This window comes from Pseudomonas viridiflava, from assembly GCF_900184295.1.
Lineage (GTDB): Bacteria > Pseudomonadota > Gammaproteobacteria > Pseudomonadales > Pseudomonadaceae > Aquipseudomonas > Aquipseudomonas viridiflava.
Map to the genome: position 1 here is coordinate 845,199 of NZ_LT855380.1, position 17,457 is coordinate 862,655.

At 61.1% G+C, this 17,457-nt stretch carries 16 protein-coding genes; 6 read left to right on the forward strand and 10 right to left on the reverse strand.

The window, feature by feature from the left end; all coding sequences use genetic code 11:
* Nucleotides 1-2: 2 nt before the first annotated feature.
* Entirely contained in the window at nucleotides 3-791 is a 789-nt protein-coding gene (locus tag CFBP1590_RS04160) for a response regulator transcription factor (protein ID WP_088236357.1), read from the reverse strand.
* A 150-nt stretch (nucleotides 792-941) separates the two neighbouring features.
* Nucleotides 942-1,412 (reverse strand): prepilin peptidase, encoded by a 471-nt coding sequence (locus tag CFBP1590_RS04165; RefSeq protein WP_029243986.1) that lies wholly within the window; start codon nucleotides 1,410-1,412, stop codon nucleotides 942-944.
* Nucleotides 1,413-1,487: 75 nt separating this feature from the next.
* On the opposite strand from CFBP1590_RS04165, the gene CFBP1590_RS04170 reads away from it, so the two are divergent.
* Together CFBP1590_RS04170 and CFBP1590_RS04175 are read left to right on the forward strand one after the other, a co-directional pair.
* Nucleotides 1,488-1,943, forward strand: a complete 456-nt coding sequence (locus tag CFBP1590_RS04170) for a TadE/TadG family type IV pilus assembly protein (RefSeq protein WP_058431560.1) — start codon at nucleotides 1,488-1,490, stop codon at nucleotides 1,941-1,943.
* On the forward strand, nucleotides 1,933-4,701 hold the full coding sequence (locus CFBP1590_RS04175) for a PAS domain-containing sensor histidine kinase (RefSeq protein WP_167383074.1): 2,769 nt from the start codon (nucleotides 1,933-1,935) through the stop codon (nucleotides 4,699-4,701). The genes CFBP1590_RS04170 and CFBP1590_RS04175 overlap by 11 nt, the downstream gene beginning before the upstream one ends.
* On the opposite strand, the gene CFBP1590_RS04180 is transcribed toward CFBP1590_RS04175, so the two are convergent.
* The 7 genes from CFBP1590_RS04180 to CFBP1590_RS04210 form a co-directional block, all read right to left on the reverse strand.
* A complete protein-coding gene (locus tag CFBP1590_RS04180) occupies nucleotides 4,698-6,728 on the reverse strand; it encodes a pilus assembly protein TadG-related protein (RefSeq protein WP_088234518.1) in 2,031 nt (676 codons plus the stop codon). The two genes, CFBP1590_RS04175 and CFBP1590_RS04180, sit on opposite strands and share 4 nt — an antisense overlap.
* 428 nt (nucleotides 6,729-7,156) lie before the next feature.
* A complete protein-coding gene (locus tag CFBP1590_RS04185; RefSeq protein WP_088234519.1) occupies nucleotides 7,157-7,720 on the reverse strand; it encodes a DUF4136 domain-containing protein in 564 nt (187 codons plus the stop codon).
* Between the two features lie 20 nt (nucleotides 7,721-7,740).
* Nucleotides 7,741-8,364: a DUF4136 domain-containing protein gene (locus CFBP1590_RS04190; RefSeq protein ID WP_029243981.1), complete on the reverse strand. Its 624-nt coding sequence runs from the start codon at nucleotides 8,362-8,364 to the stop codon at nucleotides 7,741-7,743.
* 19 nt (nucleotides 8,365-8,383) lie between these two features.
* On the reverse strand, nucleotides 8,384-9,133 hold the full coding sequence (locus CFBP1590_RS04195) for a methyltransferase domain-containing protein (protein WP_029243980.1): 750 nt from the start codon (nucleotides 9,131-9,133) through the stop codon (nucleotides 8,384-8,386).
* Complete coding sequence (locus tag CFBP1590_RS04200; RefSeq protein WP_004882945.1) at nucleotides 9,130-9,435, reverse strand: MazG-like family protein; 306 nt, start codon at nucleotides 9,433-9,435, stop codon at nucleotides 9,130-9,132. Before CFBP1590_RS04200 ends, CFBP1590_RS04195 begins: the two co-directional genes overlap by 4 nt.
* A gap of 415 nt (nucleotides 9,436-9,850) precedes the next feature.
* Nucleotides 9,851-10,708, reverse strand: a complete 858-nt coding sequence (locus CFBP1590_RS04205) for a MaoC family dehydratase (protein WP_167383075.1) — start codon at nucleotides 10,706-10,708, stop codon at nucleotides 9,851-9,853.
* Between the two features lie 30 nt (nucleotides 10,709-10,738).
* The gene (locus tag CFBP1590_RS04210) at nucleotides 10,739-12,094 is read right to left on the reverse strand and encodes a 3-oxoacyl-ACP reductase (protein ID WP_004882947.1); all 1,356 of its coding nucleotides are present in this window, start codon (nucleotides 12,092-12,094) and stop codon (nucleotides 10,739-10,741) included.
* Between the two features lie 109 nt (nucleotides 12,095-12,203).
* Between CFBP1590_RS04210 and CFBP1590_RS04215 the strand changes: the two genes are divergently transcribed.
* From CFBP1590_RS04215 to CFBP1590_RS04225, 3 genes are all read left to right on the forward strand, one after another.
* Nucleotides 12,204-13,481, forward strand: a complete 1,278-nt coding sequence (locus tag CFBP1590_RS04215; protein ID WP_088234521.1) for an acetyl-CoA C-acetyltransferase — start codon at nucleotides 12,204-12,206, stop codon at nucleotides 13,479-13,481.
* A gap of 104 nt (nucleotides 13,482-13,585) precedes the next feature.
* On the forward strand, nucleotides 13,586-13,864 hold the full coding sequence (locus tag CFBP1590_RS04220; RefSeq protein WP_004882949.1) for a hypothetical protein: 279 nt from the start codon (nucleotides 13,586-13,588) through the stop codon (nucleotides 13,862-13,864).
* A 34-nt stretch (nucleotides 13,865-13,898) separates the two neighbouring features.
* Nucleotides 13,899-15,350, forward strand: coding sequence for a DUF726 domain-containing protein (locus CFBP1590_RS04225; protein WP_088236359.1), 1,452 nt, complete (start codon nucleotides 13,899-13,901; stop codon nucleotides 15,348-15,350).
* A 7-nt stretch (nucleotides 15,351-15,357) separates the two neighbouring features.
* On the opposite strand, the gene CFBP1590_RS04230 is transcribed toward CFBP1590_RS04225, so the two are convergent.
* The gene (locus tag CFBP1590_RS04230; protein ID WP_088234522.1) at nucleotides 15,358-16,386 is read right to left on the reverse strand and encodes a bile acid:sodium symporter family protein; all 1,029 of its coding nucleotides are present in this window, start codon (nucleotides 16,384-16,386) and stop codon (nucleotides 15,358-15,360) included.
* An 85-nt stretch (nucleotides 16,387-16,471) separates the two neighbouring features.
* Here CFBP1590_RS04230 and CFBP1590_RS04235 point away from each other — a divergent pair, with 85 nt between their 5' ends.
* Nucleotides 16,472-17,275 (forward strand): AraC family transcriptional regulator, encoded by an 804-nt coding sequence (locus tag CFBP1590_RS04235; RefSeq protein WP_088234523.1) that lies wholly within the window; start codon nucleotides 16,472-16,474, stop codon nucleotides 17,273-17,275.
* Nucleotides 17,276-17,457: the final 182 nt, after the last annotated feature.

The following is a 17,457-nucleotide window of genomic DNA, read 5'->3' on the forward strand; positions in this document are numbered from 1 at the left end:
GGTCAGGTTACGCTGGCGCGCTGCCGTACACTCGCACTGCCGGGTGAAAGGGCCAGCGCCAGTTGCGTACGGTTGTGCATGCGGGTCAGGCGCAGCACCTGTGAGACATAGAGTTTGACAGTGTTTTCAGTGATGCCCAGCTCGCAGGCAATCTGATAGTTGGTCTGGCCCGTGCCGACCAGCCTTGCGACGTCCAGCTGGCGTGGCGACAACCCGGCAAAGATATCCGGCATCCGCGGCTCTTCGCTTGAGGCAGGTTCGGCCTTTCTTTCAATCGATGAACCGGGTCGGTTCTGATCGAGATTCTGGTAGAGGTTGTCGATGGATGCTGCCAGGTACTGGAGTTTTTCGTTGAGCAGCCCCAACTGATGGAGGTTTCGCTGGCGCTCGCCCAGTGCCTCGACCTGAAGCTGCACGCCCTCCAGTACCTCGTCCAGATTGACGGGTTTTTGATAGTAATCCGCGATTCCGGCACGCAAGGCCTTGATGACGTCCTTCTTCTCGGCCTTGCCGGTGAGCATGATGGCCTCGAACAGGTGCTTCCTGCCGCCTGCACGCTTCATCGCTTCGACCATCTCGATACCGTTCATGCCCGGCATGTCCAGATCGCACAGCACGACCCCGATAGTGTCGTCCTGATTGAACTGTTCCATGGCCTGCGCACTGGAAACGCAAGGCACGCAGTGATAACCACTGTTTTCGAGAAACTCACACAGCTCTTCGACCACAGCAGGCTGATCATCCACCACCAGTATTTTTACCGACGAATACGTGTTCACGTGCGACTCCATGCTGGTCGGCAACAGTGGGAAACTGCAGCCTGAATCCATTCAGCTGAACTAAGTGCGGCGCGGATGGCACTGCTTCAATAGCGGTGTGCGCCTGCCAATAACCGTAGTCGTACTTTGTGATTATGTACATGGCAATAGTGCATTCTTTGATCAGCGAATAATTAACACCGTTAACAGAAGTCCGATCAATAGAAAGGGCGAGAAGGGATATTTATTTGTCGTCTGCGGGCCCAGATGCAAATAACGGCGCATAACGTGCTGGTTTGCAAGGGGCCATAGCGTATTGATCGATACACTCCAGAGTGCGATAGCAATGCCTGCGCCAATAAAAGTACCCAACAGATACAGACTGTCGGTGAGCAGTGCCAGCGCGGTCAGAAGTTTGACGTCCCCGGCCCCCAATTTGCCCAGCACATAGCCCGGCAAGGTCAGTGCCAGAGCGGTCAGGACTGCCCAGCCAGCCTCGCCGGGTGTCGCGCCCAACCATGTCTCGCCGCTGTACAGGAGGTATCCGCCCGCCAGTATCGCCATGCCCACTGTCAGCCAATTGGAAATTTCCCTTTGCCGCGCATCCTGTTCAGCACACAGTGCAAACCATACAAGTAGAAAAAATAAATGCATTCGGTAAAAAACGTCCTGTTTTCCTGAAAGAAACTATGCTGATGTGAAGTCGTAAATGTCAGAGTAGACGTTGACATGAAAATCACTTCGTATCTTTCTTCGCCACGCAGACAACGGGGCGCCGCCGCTATCGAGTTTGCGGTGGTGTTCGTGGTCTTTTTCGCGGTGTTCTACGGTGTCGTAAGTTACAGCCTGCCGTTGTTGATGATGCAGTCTTTCAATGCGGCTGCCAGTGAAGCAGTGCGTCGCAGCGTGGCGCTGAGTCCGACGGCAATCAATTATAACCAGTTGATCGTGAGCCAGGCCGAGACGGTGGTCATGAACCAGTTGTCATGGATGCCCGCGTCATTGGGGTTCAGCAATTCCAATGTGCGGGTGACCTACACAGCGGGTGTGCTGACGGCCAACATCAGTTATCCAAAATCCAGGCTGGCGCAGGTTCTGCCCTTTCTGACCCTGCCGGGTATCGGCGAAATACCCCGTCTGCCCAACAACCTTTCTGCCCAAGCGAGCCTGCAACTTGTCCCTTGAGAAAAGCCGTCTGAGTCGCTGGCTGGGCCGTGCCGATGCGCCTCCGGTCGCGCAATCGTTGCCGTTGACCACTGAGCCCGATCCCATCGGCGCCGATCTGTACCTGTTGCTGGACGATGACGGGCGAGTGCAGAGCATCAGTCCTCACCTGGCTTCGAGGCTGGGTATCGCGGCACCCATGGCTGAATCACAGCGCCTGATGAGTCTGCTGTTGCCCAACAGCGCGCTGGTGATCGAGGGTGTGCCGCAGGAATGGCTGGGGCATATGCTCGATCTGGATTTCAAGAGTGCCGATGCCCACATCCTGCACGCACGCGGCTGGGTTCAGGCGCACGGCAAGGAGTGGTTGCTGCAACTGCTCGACATCAGTGACCTGATGGAGGAGGCCAGCGCAGCCCGCAGCCGCCAGCAATGCCTGCGCGTGGCCGGGCAGATCGCCGAGCGTGTGCGTGTGTGCCACGTTGACCGGCTCAAGGCAGTCGTCACCGAGCAGCTCGAAGAGCTTGCACAGCTCTGGCGCATCCCCTGTGTAGCGCTGGTCCTGCCTGAAGCGGGTGGCGCTGGCTGGCGGGTTTATTGTCAGTACAACGCCCACACGGCGCCCGAATTGTGGCAGGCCGGTCAGCGTCTGGGCAGTGCACTGGACACCCTTGACGCCAACGTCACGCATCAGTTGTCGTTCGGCATGGGTTCGCCTTCCTCATCGCTGCAGAGTGCGTTCGCCAATGCCGACGGCTTTCTGATGCCGCACAGCCGCGAAGGCGTGGCCAGGGCCTGGCTGTTGTTCGGTTTCTACGATGCCGGGCAACAGGCACCTGACCTGGGCGAGCGAGAATGGCTGAACCTGTGTTCTGCCCTGGCCGGGCCGGTGCTGTTCAGGCTGTCGGAACAGCACAACCGGCATCACGTAGAGCGGCTGGCCGTGCTTCAGGATCTGCTGGGCACCGGCTGGTGGGAATTGCTGCCCGGCACGGACGAGATTCTGCTGGCACCACAACTTGCGCGCAGCCTGCGCCTGGGTGATCGGGTCGAAAGCCTGTCGCGTCAGGACTGGCTGGCGCTGATTCATCCGGCGGACCGTCAGGAACTGACCAGCCGCCTGACCCAGTTGCGTGACAAAGGCACGCCCATGCTGCTGTGTGTGCGTCTGGCGCAGGCCGATCCCGCTCAGGAAACCCTCTGGTTCCGGATTCAGGGCCAGGCGTTGATCAGCGGGCAGGTGCAGCGTGTGCTGGGTTTCATGCTCGACGTCAGCGACATCAAGAACCAGGAAACCGATGCGGCGGCCGCGCACAAGCGGCTGGATAACCTGATCGCCAGTTCACCCGCCGTGATCTACGTGCAGCGCTATGACCAGGGCAATCTTGAGCCCAGTTTTTTCAGCGACAGCCTGACGCCGTTGCTGGGCTGGACCCTGGCCGAGTGCGTCGAGGGCCAGCTTGCCGAATATATTCATCCCGAAGACCGCGATATCTGGTTCGAGCGCAGTCGCCAGCTGTTGCGTGAAGGGTTCGTCAGCCGTCGCTATCGACTGCGCGACAAGGACGGCAGTTACCACTGGCTACTGGACGAGGCCCGCCTGCTGCGTGACGACCTCGGCATGCCGGTCGAGGCGGTCGGGTTATGGCTGGATGTGACCGAGGCCACGCTGGCCGCCGAACAGGTGCGCAAGAGCGAGGAGCGCTACCGGATTCTGGTCGAGGACTCGCCCGCGATGATCTGCCGCTACACGCCGGATCTGGTGCTCAGCTTCGGTAACAAACCGTTGGCCAGCTACATGGAATGTACGCCCGAGCAACTGACCGGCATCAATCTGGGCGACTGGATGTCCGACGAGCAGCGTGAGGCGTTCGTCCGCCGTATCGGCCAGCTAACGCCCGAAGAGCCGATGAGCACGGAGGAAATCTGTATTGAATTGCCCGGCCGTGAATACGCCTGGTGGATCTGGGCGGATCGTGGGGTTTTCGACGAGCAGGGCAGGCTGATCGAAGTTCAGGCCGTGGGTCGCGACAACACGGACGTGCGCCGCTCTCGCATGCAACTGAACCAGAGCGCCAAGATGGCCACGCTGGGCGAGATGTCGACCGGGCTGGCCCACGAGATCAATCAGCCGCTCAATGTCATGCGTATGGCGGTGGTCAATGTGTTGAAGCGGCTGGGCAGGGGTGATGTGGACATCGAGTACCTCACCGAAAAGCTCAACCGCATCGACACGCAGGTGCAGCGTGCTGCACGGGTGGTCGACCACATGCGCGTGTTCGGGCGGCGCTCGGAAATCGAGGAGCAATTGTTCGACCCGGCCCAGGCGGTGGAAGGCACCGTTTCGATGCTGGCCGAGGGCATGAAAGGCAAGGGCGTGCAGCTGCGCATCGGTGAAATGAGCGCGCCTGTTCAGGTGCGCGGGCATGTCGATCAACTGGAGCAGGTGCTGATCAACCTGATGGTCAACGCCCGTGATGCCTTGCTCTCACGTCGCGAGAACGACCGCGAGTTCGAGCCGTGGATCAGTGTCGAAGTCGAGCGCGATGAAAACATTATCCGGCTCGTCGTGCAGGACAACGGCGGCGGTATCGACCCGCGCTTGCTGGAGCGGATTTTCGAGCCGTTCTTCACGACCAAGCCAGTCGGTGTCGGCACCGGGCTGGGCTTGTCAGTCAGCTATGGCATCGTCGATCAGATGGGTGGCCAGTTGAGCGTCAGCAACGTTGGCGAAGGCGCACGATTCCGCGTCGAACTGCCGATCTTCAACGCCGGTTAGATCACCAGATAGGCCTGGCCAAAATTGCAGCTCAGGTTGGCGCCCACATCGGCAGGCGCCAGTGTCACGCCAAGGGACGCCAGCAGTGGGTCCACTAATGAGGTCAGCAAGGGCTTTAGGGTATTCTCGACGATGACATCCAGTGCGCCGGTCAGACTGTTCAGCAGAGTGGCCGCGCCGGTGATCACGTTGCCCAGCGTGGTGCTCGTCGCGGGTTTGTAGACATCGACCTTGACCCCTGAAACCACGCTATTGAGCACGGTGCTGGGTTTGACCGACGTCGTATTGGTCAGAAAGTAGGGCGGGCTGTTGATCTCCGGCAGGTTCGGCGAGCTGAATGTTGTGTTGATTGCGGCAGCGGTGCCCAGCGGAGACTGGCTGACCGTGTCGAAGCTGAGGCCGATGCCGCCGGCGCCGAAGGGCGTGCGTGCTGTGCAGTTGCCCAGCAGCCCCAGTATCTTCTGGCAGGTCTGTGTACCGATATCGATCACCGGCAGCGGTATCGCCGTGACGGCGGAAGGGTCGGTGCTGGCGGGGAAGGCTGAGGCATTTGTGATCTGGCCCAGTTTGGCGGTGACCAACGTAGCGTCGGTGTGAACGTTCAAGGTCTTGACGGTGTTGCTGGTGCAGGTATAGCCGGTGATGTAGCTGTCGGCGCTGGCCAGCGAGAGGCTCAGGTCGATTTTTGGGCCGGTTGCTGGCGTACCGCTGTCCAGAAACTTGATATCTGAGACCATGCAACTGTTCAGGCCCAGCGCGCAGGTCGCCGAGGTCACCACGCCTGCCAGATTCAGATTCAGGGCACTGTTGAGCAGTGGCGTCAGGCTGCCCACCACCGAGCCTGCGGTGTTGGCCAGTGACGTGATCGTGCCCAGCACCGGCAGGTTGATCGATACCAGCGCGCGCATCTGCGCTGTCCTTACGTAGATACGATTGGCACCGGTTTTGGGATTGAGCGGGTCGATCTTGCCGGGATCGCCGATGGCGGAAAGTTGCGGCGGCTCGATGACCTGAATGCGCGTCGTGACCTGGGCCAGGCCCGGTATGTTGATCTGCACGGGGGCTGAAATGCCGTTCTTGTCATTGGCCAGTTGCGCCAGACCCTGCACCAGATCCAGCAGCCGCAAACTGGTGTTCAGCGCTGCGATATCGGCGCTGCCCTGCACAGCCAGCAAGTCTCCGAGCAGAACCGTTGTAGCACCGGCCGCTGCCTTGATGGCCTGCAGGCCCGCGATGGTTGCGGTGGCGTTCAAGGTGCCGCTGGGGTCCAGCACATTGATGGCGCTCTGCATCAACTGACTGATGGAAACCGTGGTGTTGAGCACTTGGGTGTAACCGACGGCGGTCAGGTTCAGGTCGAGCTTGAGTCTGTTCAGGTAATTGAGCAGGCTTAGGTCGGTGTTGACCAGGCCCTGCCAGTTGGCGACACCCAGATTCAGTGTCCCGCCCAGCAGCCCTCCGACGATCGGGTTGAGCACCGCTGCCTTGGCGCTATCGATTGTCATGGCTGCACTGCGAATGGTCAGTGAGGCCAGCGGAGAGGCGCTGGCCGCGACCGCGGTGGCGCTGAGCTGGAGGTCGGGTGAGTCGGGCGTACTGTCGAACAGCGCAGCGATGCCCGCTGCGATGCTGCGAGGCACGGGATGGCTGACCACAACCTGAATGGCCTGTGACTGCGTGGCGTCGGCGGTAAACACCCTGCGGCTCTGGGCATTCACCGACAACGTGCCGCACGTGGCAACCAGTGTGCGGCCATTGCTGCCCGGCGTGAAACCGTTGCGCGTGGCACTCTGAGTGGCGTAACTGGCAGCGCTCGCGCCCGTCGCGCAGTTGCCCTTGCGCCCGGCCGCTTCCAGCGCCGCCACGTCGGCGATCCGTTGCAGGGAGCGTTTCTCCATGTACAGCCTGCCGCTGTCGATGACCATCAGCGTGCACAACAGCGCCAACGCCAGCGTCAGCGCCGCCATCAGGCCTATTGCACCGCGCTGCCGATCCCGCGTCGCGACGTAACGATTCAGGGGAGACATCAGCACTCCTTCGGCATCGCCGTCGCTCACTCACCTGTTGTCAGGGAGTGTAGTCAACGCGATGAAGGTGTGCTGGCGTATGCACATCAAGGCGGCATCCGCTGATCAAATACAGATGCCAGCCCTCACACTGATCGTTCCTCACGTGATGGGCACGATCGGCGTCGGGTGATGATCGTTCCTCTCGCGCGATGGGCACTATCAGTGGTGAGCCGGATTTGATGATCGTTCCTCACGCTCCGCGTGGGAATGCCTCCCAGGACGCTCCGCGTCCGCTCTCGAATGTGGCGCAGAAGTGTGCCCAAGCTCCAGCGTTATCCACGTCATGCGCTCGGCTCACTGAATCCTCAGTCTGGGCCATTTGTGACGCGGAGCGTCACGGGATGCATGCCCACGCGGAGCGATGGGCACGATCAGTGGTGAGGCGGTCAGCGCGGTGGATACTGCTCCAGAATTTTCGCAACGGTCGCACGGACGGCGGTTTCGCGGTCGGTCGGGTTGCCTGCGTTGTCGCTGAGGATGCGCTCGGTGCTGCCGCGCCAGACCAGCTTGCCGTCCTTGCCATCGAACAGGTCGATCTGCAGAGTCGACACCTTGTAGTCCACGCTGCGGGTTTCGGTGTTCATCGGTGCGCCCCAGTAGCCGTAGCCGCCCCACGGGCCCCAGCCGCCACCATAATTGGTGCTGACCAGTTGCTGACGGTTCTCGACGATCAGCCAGGCCTGGACCTTCAGGTCAGCCTGTCCTCCGGCTGGCGCCATGCGCAGGCCGCGCTGATCCAGCTGATCGCTGATGGACTGGCGGATGCGCTGCTCGGTAAGGTCGCTTTTGAGGCGTGGATCATCCGGCTGATATTGAACGCCGGGCTCCTTCCAGCTCCAGCTGCGATAGCCGCCGAAGTCCCGCTGGGCGTCGAAATCACGATTGACCTGATTGTTCTGACACGCAGTGATCAGCAGCAGGCACGACAACAACACAAGGCGGCGAAACATGGCAGTGCTCCGAAAAGGGGTTACCGTGGGGGATATTCGGTCAGTGCCTGTTGCACGGCCTGACGTAACGCTTTGCTGCGGTCTGACAGATCATTGCCACTGCGCGCGTCGGCGCTGGTGCTCCAGACCGGTTGCCCGGTGCGGGCGTCGAACAGATTGATCTGTACCACCATCACGCGCTCCTGATAGGTGCGCACCACCGGCACGCTGGCGTAACCGCCATAGCCCGGGCCGTAACCGCGCCGGTAGCCGTCGTAACCCAGGCCGCCGCCGTAATACGGATCGTAATCCTCACGCACCTGTCGCAGGCGTGTTTCCTGACGGGTTGCCGCGCTGACATACAGATCGGCTGGTTTGTTGCGTGCAGGGCGCAGGCCGCGCTGGTCCAGACCGGTACTGACGGCTTCAGCGACCTGCGCCGAGTCCATCCAGGCCGTGCCGGGGGGCAATTGGCCGTTGAGCCACGCCCAGCTTTGATAGCGTCCGTAATCGCGGGTCGGAGCAGGGTAGGCGCTCAGGTCCAGCGTTTGCGCCGCCTGAGGAGGCGCAGGTGGGATCGGCATTGAGCTGGCGACGTACGGATTGTTACTCTGGCAGGCGCTGGTTGCCAGAAACAGAACGATCAAGGCGAGACGGTGCTTCATGATGTTCTCCGCAAAAAGATCAGATCGGGCGGCAAATCCAGTGCAGATAACGACCCAGACCTGCAAACGCCGGATGGCGTCGGTGTGCCAGCTCCATTTCCAAAAGGCCCGTCAGCTCAACCCTGGCCTGAAACTCGACCGGCATGTAGTCGTGAAACACACGCACGCCGCTCTGGGTTTCGACTCGCCACTGTCCTTCAAGTTGCGTCGCCAGTTCCCGCGGGTCGAGTGGCTGCTGCGGCGTGAGGCTCTGTTTTTCACCGGCCATGTCATTCTTGCGCATTTTGCGAAAGTGACCCTTGAGCAGGTTGCGATAGATCAGCGCATCGCGGTTGTAGAACGCCAGCGACAGCCAGCCATCCGCTTTGGTGAGCTGATGCAGCACCGGCAGGATGGTGTGCGGCTCGGCCAGCCACTCCAGCACAGCGTGACAAATCACCAGATCGTAAGTATCGGTCAGCAGTTCGGGCAGCGCCTGCCAGGGTGCCTGGATGAAGGTCGCCGTCTGTCCGGCCTCGGCGAAGCGCTGACGAGCGCCTTCGAGCATCGGTTCGGCCGGTTCGGCCAATGTCACCTCATGACCGCGCTCGGCCAGCCACAACGACATGTGACCCAGGCCAGCGCCGATGTCCAGCACGCGCAGTGGTCGTTCGGGTAACGCTTCTTCCAGGTCCGCCTGCAGCACCGCCAGACGAATCGCGCCTTTGGCACCGCCGTAGATCTTTTCCGCAAAACGGGTGGCCAGTTGATCGAAATGGCGGTCGCTCACTTGGCGAATCTCCGCTCGCTGTCAGCCAGCTTGCTGCGCACCACTTCGTCCATGTCCAGCCCCAGTTCGCTGCACAAAAGCAGCAGATAGAGGACGATGTCGCCCACTTCCTGTCCGGCATGAGCCAGTTGCTCAGGCGACAGCTCGCGGGACTGGTCTTCGCGCAGCCACTGGAAGATTTCCACCAGCTCCGACATTTCCACGCTCGCGGCCATGGCCAGGTTCTTGGGGCTGTGAAATTGTTTCCAGTCGTTCTGGTCGCGGATGCGGTGCAGCCGCTGGGTCAATTCGTCGAGGTTCATCATGCTCTCCTGAAGGCGCATAGCTTCAGGCGGAACCGGCTGACAGGCAAGTAGGCTTTTGGGTTTGTTCAGCCTGCGTGAGGAATAGACTGAAGGAACGCTATCTGTGGGAGGGGGCTTGCCCGCGAAAGACTAGACGCGGTATTTCAGGAACATCGCGTCATCGCTCATCGCCGGCAAGCCACCTCTTATCAAACAACCTGTAAACCACTGAAGGAACGCGATTTTTTGTAGGAGCGCGCTTGCCCGCGATTGCGTCATGTCAGTCACTGATTTTCTGCCTGTAAGAACCTATCGTCGGATTGCCGCCCAGACCAAGCGCGCTCCTACGGTCCGGTGTTTGCTGCGCGACAGCGCTACGTCGAAGACGTGGTGGGGCCTCCCACAGTTTGATCCTGGACAGCAGGAAGCCTGTTCACTCCACGGCAGGCTGCCAACTGCCGACCATGTGAACCAGGTCCGGCTGACCTTCCAGGCGTAGCTGCCCATGAGACCCTGCCGCGCTGGCGAACAGTTTCACGTCGCCGGGCAGGCGCACGGGCTTCTGGAACTGCACGGTGATGTCCACGTTGGACGCAGGCAAATGATCATCCAGCGCGGCTAGCGCGCGTGCCTTGAGCCACATACCGTGGGCGATGGCGCGTGGGAAGCCGAACAGTTTGGCGCTCGGTGCGCTCAGGTGAATCGGGTTGTAGTCGCCGGACACCCGCGCATAGTCGCGTCCAATGTGCGAAGAGGCCTGCCAGCTCGCGTGCTCGATCACTGGCAGACAGGCCGGTTCGATGTGTTCGTCCATCTCGCCGTCCAGCCTGACCCCTGTGCACAACATGGTGCTGTCTTCTTCCCAGAGCAGACCGACGCTGTCTTCGATATGCGTCACCAGCGTGAAGGTCACGCCTTTGCGGTGCGGACGCAGGTCAGTAGCCTGCACGCTGACGTACAGCTGGCTGATGCCGCCGAGCGGCCGATGAATGCTGATCCGGTTGGCGATGTGAACAAGCCCCATCAAGGGGAACGGAAAGTCCTTGGAGGTCATTAACTGCATCTGCAAAGGAAAGGTCAGCACATGGGGATAAGTCGGTGGCAGCAGACTGCTTTCCTGAAACCCGCAGACCTTGCGATAGGCCTCAAGCTTGTCGGCGTCCACCGAGACCCAGCTGCGCAAGCCCAGGTCGGGCAGTTGCGTGCCCGTGACCTTGCGGCGCAGTGCTGCCTGAAAGAACAGATTCGGCAGCGGCTGCAGCGCATTCAGATAGAGCCAGTGAGCAGTCATCATCCTTCTCCTTGAACTCAATGTGGGGTATTACGCCCCGATGACGTTTTGACCACAGACGCGCAATACCTGGCCGCTGACCGAGCCGCTGCCCGGCTGGCTGAACCAGGCCACGGCTTCGGCGACGTCTTGTGGCAGACCGCCCTGACCGAGTGAACTCATGCGTCGCCCGGCTTCACGCAGGGTGAAGGGCATCTGGGCGGTCATTCGGGTTTCGATGAAGCCCGGTGCAACGGCATTGATGCTGATGCCGCGTGCCTTGAGTCCGGGTGCCATCGCGCGGGCGTAGCCAATCAGACCGGCCTTGCTGGTGGTGTAGTTGGTCTGTCCGCGAGTACCGGCGATGCCGTTGATCGAGGCCATGAGGATCACCCGCGCGTCGTCGTTGAGCGCGCCGTGGTCCAGCAAGGTCTGTGTCAGCACCTGCGGCGCATTGAGGTTGACGGCCAGCACCGAGTCCCAGAAGTCTTCAGGCATGTTGGCCAGGGTCTTGTCACGGGTGATGCCAGCGTTGTGCACCAGAATGTCGATGCCGCCCTGAAGGTGTTCCAGCAACTGCCCAGGCGCATCCGCAGCGCAGATGTCCAGCGCAAGTGCCTGCCCACCGAGGCGTGAGGCCAGGGCTTCCAGATCCGAGCGGGACTGCGGCACATCCAGCAGGATGACCTGAGCGCCGTCACGGGTCAGGGTTTCGGCGATTGATGCGCCAATGCCCCGTGCAGCACCGGTCACCAGTGCCTTGCGCCCAGCCAGCGGACGGCTCCAGTCCTGCACTTGCGAGGTGCAAGGTGTCAGGTGCAAAAACTGGCCAGAGATGAACGCGCTCTTGGGCGTCAGAAAGAAACGCAGCGCGCCTTCGAGTTGATCCTCGGCGCCTTCATCCACCTGCAGTAGTTTTACAGTAGAACCGTTGCGCAGCTCCTTACCCAATGAGCGGCTGAAGCCTTCTATCGCCTGTTGGGTGCTGGCCGCCAGTGGATCTTCAAGCGCTTGCGGGGACCGGGTGAGGATCACCACATGAGCGCAGGTGTCCAGGCAACGCAGCAGCGGTTGGAAGAAATCGCGCAACTGTCTGAGCTGATCGGTCCTTAGCAGCGTACTGGCATCAAACACCACGGCCTTGAGCTTAGGCCCCTGGTTGGAGACCCAGGCGGTTGCGCCCGGCATGTCGCTGCCAAAGCTGTACAGCGAGTCGGTCAGACGATGGGCAAACCCCCGAACCTGATCGGCCAGCGGGCCTGCGCTGATCAGCAGTGTGCCTTCGATTGGCCGAAGGCGTCCGGCCTGCCAACGCTCCAGGCGTGTCGGAGTCGGCAGACCGACGGCTTTCACCAGGCGACGGCCTACGTCGGAGTTGGCGAAATCGATATAGCGATCTGACGGCATGGAACACTCTCCTCGGGTCGGGGTTCAAAGGAATGGACCACAGTCGAACGAAGTTTGTTCTTGCTCATCTACGCTGTTCATCCATCCGTTTGAAGAAAGGAAGTTTTCCATGACGCAGACTCGCCGGGTCGCCATCGTCGGTGGCAATCGCATTCCGTTCGCCCGCTCCAACGGCCCGTATGTCACGGCCAGCAATCAGGACATGCTCACCGCAGCGCTGGAGGGCCTGATCGAACGCTTCAATCTGCACGGGCTGCGCATGGGCGAAGTGGTGGCCGGTGCGGTGCTCAAGCATTCCCGCGACTTCAACCTGACCCGCGAATGCGTGCTGGGCTCGCGGCTGTCGGCGCAAACCCCGGCCTATGATATTCAACAGGCCTGCGGCACGGGGCTCGAAGCGGCGTTGCTGGTGGCCAACAAGATCGCCCTGGGGCAGATCGAATGCGGCATCGCGGGTGGCGTGGACACCACGTCCGATGCACCGATCGGGGTCAACGAGGACCTGCGCAGCATTCTGTTGCAGGTCAATCGCAGCAAGAGCACAGGCGACAAGCTCAAGGCACTGATGCAGTTGCGTCCGCACAATCTCAAGCCGGAGCTGCCGCGCAATGGCGAGCCGCGTACCGGTCTGTCGATGGGCCAGCACTGCGAACTGATGGCGCAGCACTGGGGCATCGAGCGTGCGCCTCAGGATCAGTTGGCGCTGGAAAGCCATCAGAAGATGGCTGCGGCCTACGCTGAGGGCTGGCAGGACGACTTGATGACGCCGTACCTGGGGCTCAATCGCGACAACAACCTGCGCCCCGACCTGACGCTGGAGAAACTCGCGAGCCTCAAGTCAGCCTTCGAGCGCAGCGCCAAAGGCACCCTGACAGCGGGCAACTCCACGCCACTGACCGACGGCGCCTCGGTGGTGCTGCTGGCCAGCGAAGAATGGGCCAGGGAGCGCGGCCTGCCGGTACTGGCTTACTGGCGTGATGGAGAAGCGGCAGCCGTGGATTTCGTCAGAGGCGAGGAAGGCCTGCTGATGGCGCCGGTCTACGCCGTGCCGCGCCTGCTGGCACGCAACGGTCTGACGCTTCAGGACTTCGATTACTACGAGATCCACGAAGCCTTTGCCGCTCAGGTGCTGTGCACGCTCAAAGCCTGGGAGGACGCCGATTACTGCAAAACGCGCCTGGGACTGGATGCGCCGCTGGGCTCCATTGATCGCAGCCGGATGAACGTCAAGGGCAGCTCGCTGGCTGCGGGTCACCCCTTCGCGGCGACCGGCGGGCGTATTGTCGCCAATCTGGCCAAACTGCTGGACGCCGCAGGCAGCGGGCGCGGACTGATCTCTATCTGCGCAGCGGGCGGGCAGGGCGTGACGGCGATTCTGGAGCGCTAGAGACCTATCGTCACGCCGATGGCAATAGACCGGGGTCGTCGGCATAATCGACGACTGCGGGGCTGACAGGTCCCGTACGGTTTTGCAGCGCGGACGGGTGACGGATGGGACTCATTATTGGCGTGGCGGTACTCCTGATCCTGGTGGGTGCCTTGCTTTACCTGTTCGACAAGGGTTCCAGATCCCGCTGGCTGCGTCCTTACATCGGGCTGGTGCTGATCGGTCTCTTGATTGGCGGCATGGGGCTGTTGATCGGTCTGATTTCCGAAGACGTCGAAAGCTATTTCATTCTGGTCGCCAAGGTCGTCATCTCGCTGACCGGTGTGGCGTTCTGCCTGCGGCTGATCATGCTGATCGCCAAGCGATTCATTGTCAGAAATTGAACGGGAGCGCCACGGTCAGGCGAAACAGGACAACGTGGACAATCATTTCAAGTTTCTGACGCTGCCCAGACCTTCTGGCAGCGTTGCCAATATCTTCATCCATGGCTATTCGTCGGGGCATGATCTCAACGACCGACGCCTGCTGGCCAACAGCATTCCGGCGGCGCTGCGTCAGCGTGTGAATATTCTGGCGTTCTGGCCGTCGAGCCATTTCACACAAATGGACAATCGCTCTCGTGGCCTTCTGGTGGCTGCCGCCCGCGTGCATCCGCTGGCCGGTGCCGCTGCGCTGGCGGGGGATCGCGCGTATCACTTTTCACGCATCCGCTCCCGCGCCGAAGCCATGGGCAAGGTGCTGCTGGCGCAACTGGACCGTTACCTGTTCGAACAGCATCCAGAGGTGACACGGGTCAACCTGATCGGCCATTCGCTGGGTGGACGGCTGCTGATCAGTGCGCTCAAGGGGCTGGACCGGCCACCCGAGCATGGCTTGGTGATCGGCGATGTGCTGCTCATGGCGGCGGCGGTGCGTGTCTCGGCGGACGACGCCAGGGTACTTAAACGACGTGTCTCCGGGCGGCTGATCAACGCCTGGTCTAGCGAAGACCATGTGCTGCTGCTCAATCTGGGCGAGAAGAGCCTGGGGCGCGGGCCGGTCGAGCACTTTGAAAACGTCTATATGCAGGGCTATCGCCACCATCACTATTGGAACCGTCTGCAGGAGGTGCTGATCGCCACCTGTTTCAGCGGCTGCGAAGGCATGGATCTGGACGACGTCGCGTTGCAACTGACGAATCAGGACCCGGTCCTGCAGGACATCTACCTGCACAGCGTGCTGGCCCGTTCGCCGGATTATCTGCTGGACGCGGCGATCAGGCACCTGCGCACCAGTCGCTGGACGCACCTCAAGGACTCGGACGAAGACCGCACCTACGCCTTCGTCCGCGAATTTCAGCTGGTCGCCGGGCACTGCGTGGTCAATGCGGCGCGCCGTCACGGCATCTCGTACACCCGCGTGCTCGGCATGTTGGCCCGGCAATACGATCTGGGTGAGGCGTTACATCAGTGCGCCACCGTGGTCGAAGTCGAAGAGTTGTTGCTCAGGACTTTCTTCCGGCATGCCTTCACCAAAGCGCACCCGCTGGCTGAAATGCCGATCGCCAGTGTCAAGGCCATGCCGTGGGACGTGTATGCCCGGCATGTCGATACCCTGGCCGAGCGTCTTACGGTAGGGTCAATCTTCAAGCCTGCGAGCAATAAAGAACTGCCCACTGAGTCGGCGAGCCGCGCAGTTGCCACCCTTGAACCGGCCGAGCGTCAGCCCGGTTCGTTGAAAGGGTTGCTCGCGGCGATTCGTCAGGCGCCGGTTCAACGGGTGTTTACGCGCTTCAGCACGGCACTCAAGCCGGGTTATTCCGCGCTGATCCCGACTGTCGCGATTGTGTTTTACGCGCGCGTGACCCTCGACGACGACGCGCTGATGTAGCGCTTCCTCAGGCGGTTCGCGCTTCCTCCAGCGCCGCTTCCGACAATTGCTGGCGATGACGGTTGGCGTAGTTTTCGGCGATGACCGAACAGACGATCAGCTGCATCGGGTGGTAGATCATGATCGGCAACAGAATCAGGCCCAGCCCGGGATTGCTGCCGAAAATCAACGCGGCCATCGGCGCACCGGCGGCCAGCGACTTTTTGGTCGCGCAGAACACCGCCGCGACCTTGTCTGCGTGATCGAACTTCAGCAGGCGTGCAGCGCGGGTGGTCATCAGCAGGATGACTGCGAGCAGCACGGCGGTGCCGATAAAGGCGGTCAGGATTACGCTGTTGCCCTGGCTCTGCCACATCCCGGAAATCATCGAATTGCAGAAGGCGGCGTAGACCAGCAGCAGAATCACCAGCTTGTCGATGATGTTGGTGTACTTCTTGTGACGCGCAAAGAATTTGCCCAGCAACGGCCGCAGCAACTGGCCCAGCACCAGTGGCAGCAACAGCAGGGCGCTCAGTTTCAACAGCGTGTCACTCAGATCGATCCCGCCCGTACCGCTGCCGATTACCAGACTGACCAGCCATGGCGTGATGAAAATCCCCAGCACGCTGGACATGCTGGCGTTGAGAATGGCTGCCGGTACGTTACCGCCCGCGCTGCCGGTCAGGGCCACGGACGAAGAAATGGTCGAGGGCAGGGCGCACAGGTAGAAGAAACCCAGCATCAACAGTGCCGGGACATGCGAGCCCAGCAGCTTGTCGCAGGCCAGCCAGATGAGCGGGAATACCACGAAGGTAAACGCCTGAATCATCACGTGCAGTCGCCAGTTGCTCAGGCCCTTTTTGATCTGCTCGCTGGACAGGTTGACCCCGTGCAGGAAGAACACCACGAAGACGCCGATGTTGATGACGTATTCGGCATGCATGCTGCCGCCGGTCGCGCCAAACCGTGGGAAGAAGTACGCCAGCACTGTCGCGAGCACCATGCCCCAGAGGAACCAGTCGGTGGCGACACGCTTGAAGTGTTTGAGTGATTGCATGGAACGCTCGGGTAACTTTTGTAAACGGGAATGTGCGCAGGCTACTCTGTCGGTCAACAGCCGTCTTACGACATAAGGTCATAACATGCCTTCCAACGGACAGATTGATCGCCGCCCGCTTGAGGGGCAGCGACAGATACCGGCGCTGGATGATCTGCCGCGCCCTGTTTATGCGCGTGCCGAAAGCCTGGGGGCGGGCTCCTGGACACCGGCGCACCAGCACGAGTGGGTGCAGTTTTCCTACGCCATCAGTGGCGTTCTGGGCGTGCATACCGCCGAGGGCAGCTTCTTCGCACCGCCGCAGTGGGGTGTGTGGATTCCGGCAGGTCTGGAGCATGAGGTGGTCACCTCTATGCGTGCCGAAATGCGCAGCCTGTATATCCGCCGTGAAGACTCGTGCTGGGCACCCGAGCGGTGTCGCGTGCTGGAGGTCACGCCGCTGGCGCGTGAGCTGATCAAGCGCTTCTGCCTGTTGCCTGCGACCTATCCCGAACACGACAGCCCTGAGTCGCGTCTGGTCCAGGTGCTGCTCGACCAGTTGTCGGATCTGCCGGAGGTCGGCTTCTCTTTGCCACTGCCTCGCCACGCTCGCCTGCTGGGGTTGTGCAACGAGCTGATCGAAGCGCCAGATCAGGTGATTTCCCTTCACGACTGGGCTGCACGCCTGGGCACCTCGGAGAAAACCCTGATGCGCCTGTTTCAGCGTGAAACGGGTCTGAGTTTTCGGGGCTGGCGTCAGCGGGCGCGGCTGTTGTCATCCCTGAATGCGCTGGAAGGGGGCAGCAGCGTGACCAGCGCTGCACTGGCCTGTGGCTACGATTCGACCTCCGCATTCATTGCCGCTTTCAAGGGGTTGTTCGGTCACACGCCTGGCGAACTCTTCAAATAGCCCAGCCATTTTCAGGCATTACACGTTTTGCTGCGTATTATCTTTGCAGGGCCATGCGGCATGAAAGGTGCTTGAAACCGGGGCATTGCGTGAATTTTCGGCAATAATCCGCGCAATTCAAAAGACTTTCCCTCTACTCGCTGGCGGAGGATTGCCGTATAACGGCAACAATCGCGTATCTG

Coding starts and splice junctions, on each gene's coding strand:
- CFBP1590_RS04160 (WP_088236357.1), bottom strand. CDS start 791: ATGGAGTCGCACGTGAACACGTATTCGTCGGTAAAAATACTGGTGGTG.
- CFBP1590_RS04165 (WP_029243986.1), bottom strand. CDS start 1,412: ATGCATTTATTTTTTCTACTTGTATGGTTTGCACTGTGTGCTGAACAG.
- CFBP1590_RS04170 (WP_058431560.1), top strand. CDS start 1,488: ATGAAAATCACTTCGTATCTTTCTTCGCCACGCAGACAACGGGGCGCC.
- CFBP1590_RS04180 (WP_088234518.1), bottom strand. CDS start 6,728: ATGTCTCCCCTGAATCGTTACGTCGCGACGCGGGATCGGCAGCGCGGT.
- CFBP1590_RS04185 (WP_088234519.1), bottom strand. CDS start 7,720: ATGTTTCGCCGCCTTGTGTTGTTGTCGTGCCTGCTGCTGATCACTGCG.
- CFBP1590_RS04190 (WP_029243981.1), bottom strand. CDS start 8,364: ATGAAGCACCGTCTCGCCTTGATCGTTCTGTTTCTGGCAACCAGCGCC.
- CFBP1590_RS04200 (WP_004882945.1), bottom strand. CDS start 9,435: ATGAACCTCGACGAATTGACCCAGCGGCTGCACCGCATCCGCGACCAG.
- CFBP1590_RS04205 (WP_167383075.1), bottom strand. CDS start 10,708: ATGACTGCTCACTGGCTCTATCTGAATGCGCTGCAGCCGCTGCCGAAT.
- CFBP1590_RS04210 (WP_004882947.1), bottom strand. CDS start 12,094: ATGCCGTCAGATCGCTATATCGATTTCGCCAACTCCGACGTAGGCCGT.
- CFBP1590_RS04215 (WP_088234521.1), top strand. CDS start 12,204: ATGACGCAGACTCGCCGGGTCGCCATCGTCGGTGGCAATCGCATTCCG.
- CFBP1590_RS04220 (WP_004882949.1), top strand. CDS start 13,586: ATGGGACTCATTATTGGCGTGGCGGTACTCCTGATCCTGGTGGGTGCC.
- CFBP1590_RS04230 (WP_088234522.1), bottom strand. CDS start 16,386: ATGCAATCACTCAAACACTTCAAGCGTGTCGCCACCGACTGGTTCCTC.
- CFBP1590_RS04235 (WP_088234523.1), top strand. CDS start 16,472: ATGCCTTCCAACGGACAGATTGATCGCCGCCCGCTTGAGGGGCAGCGA.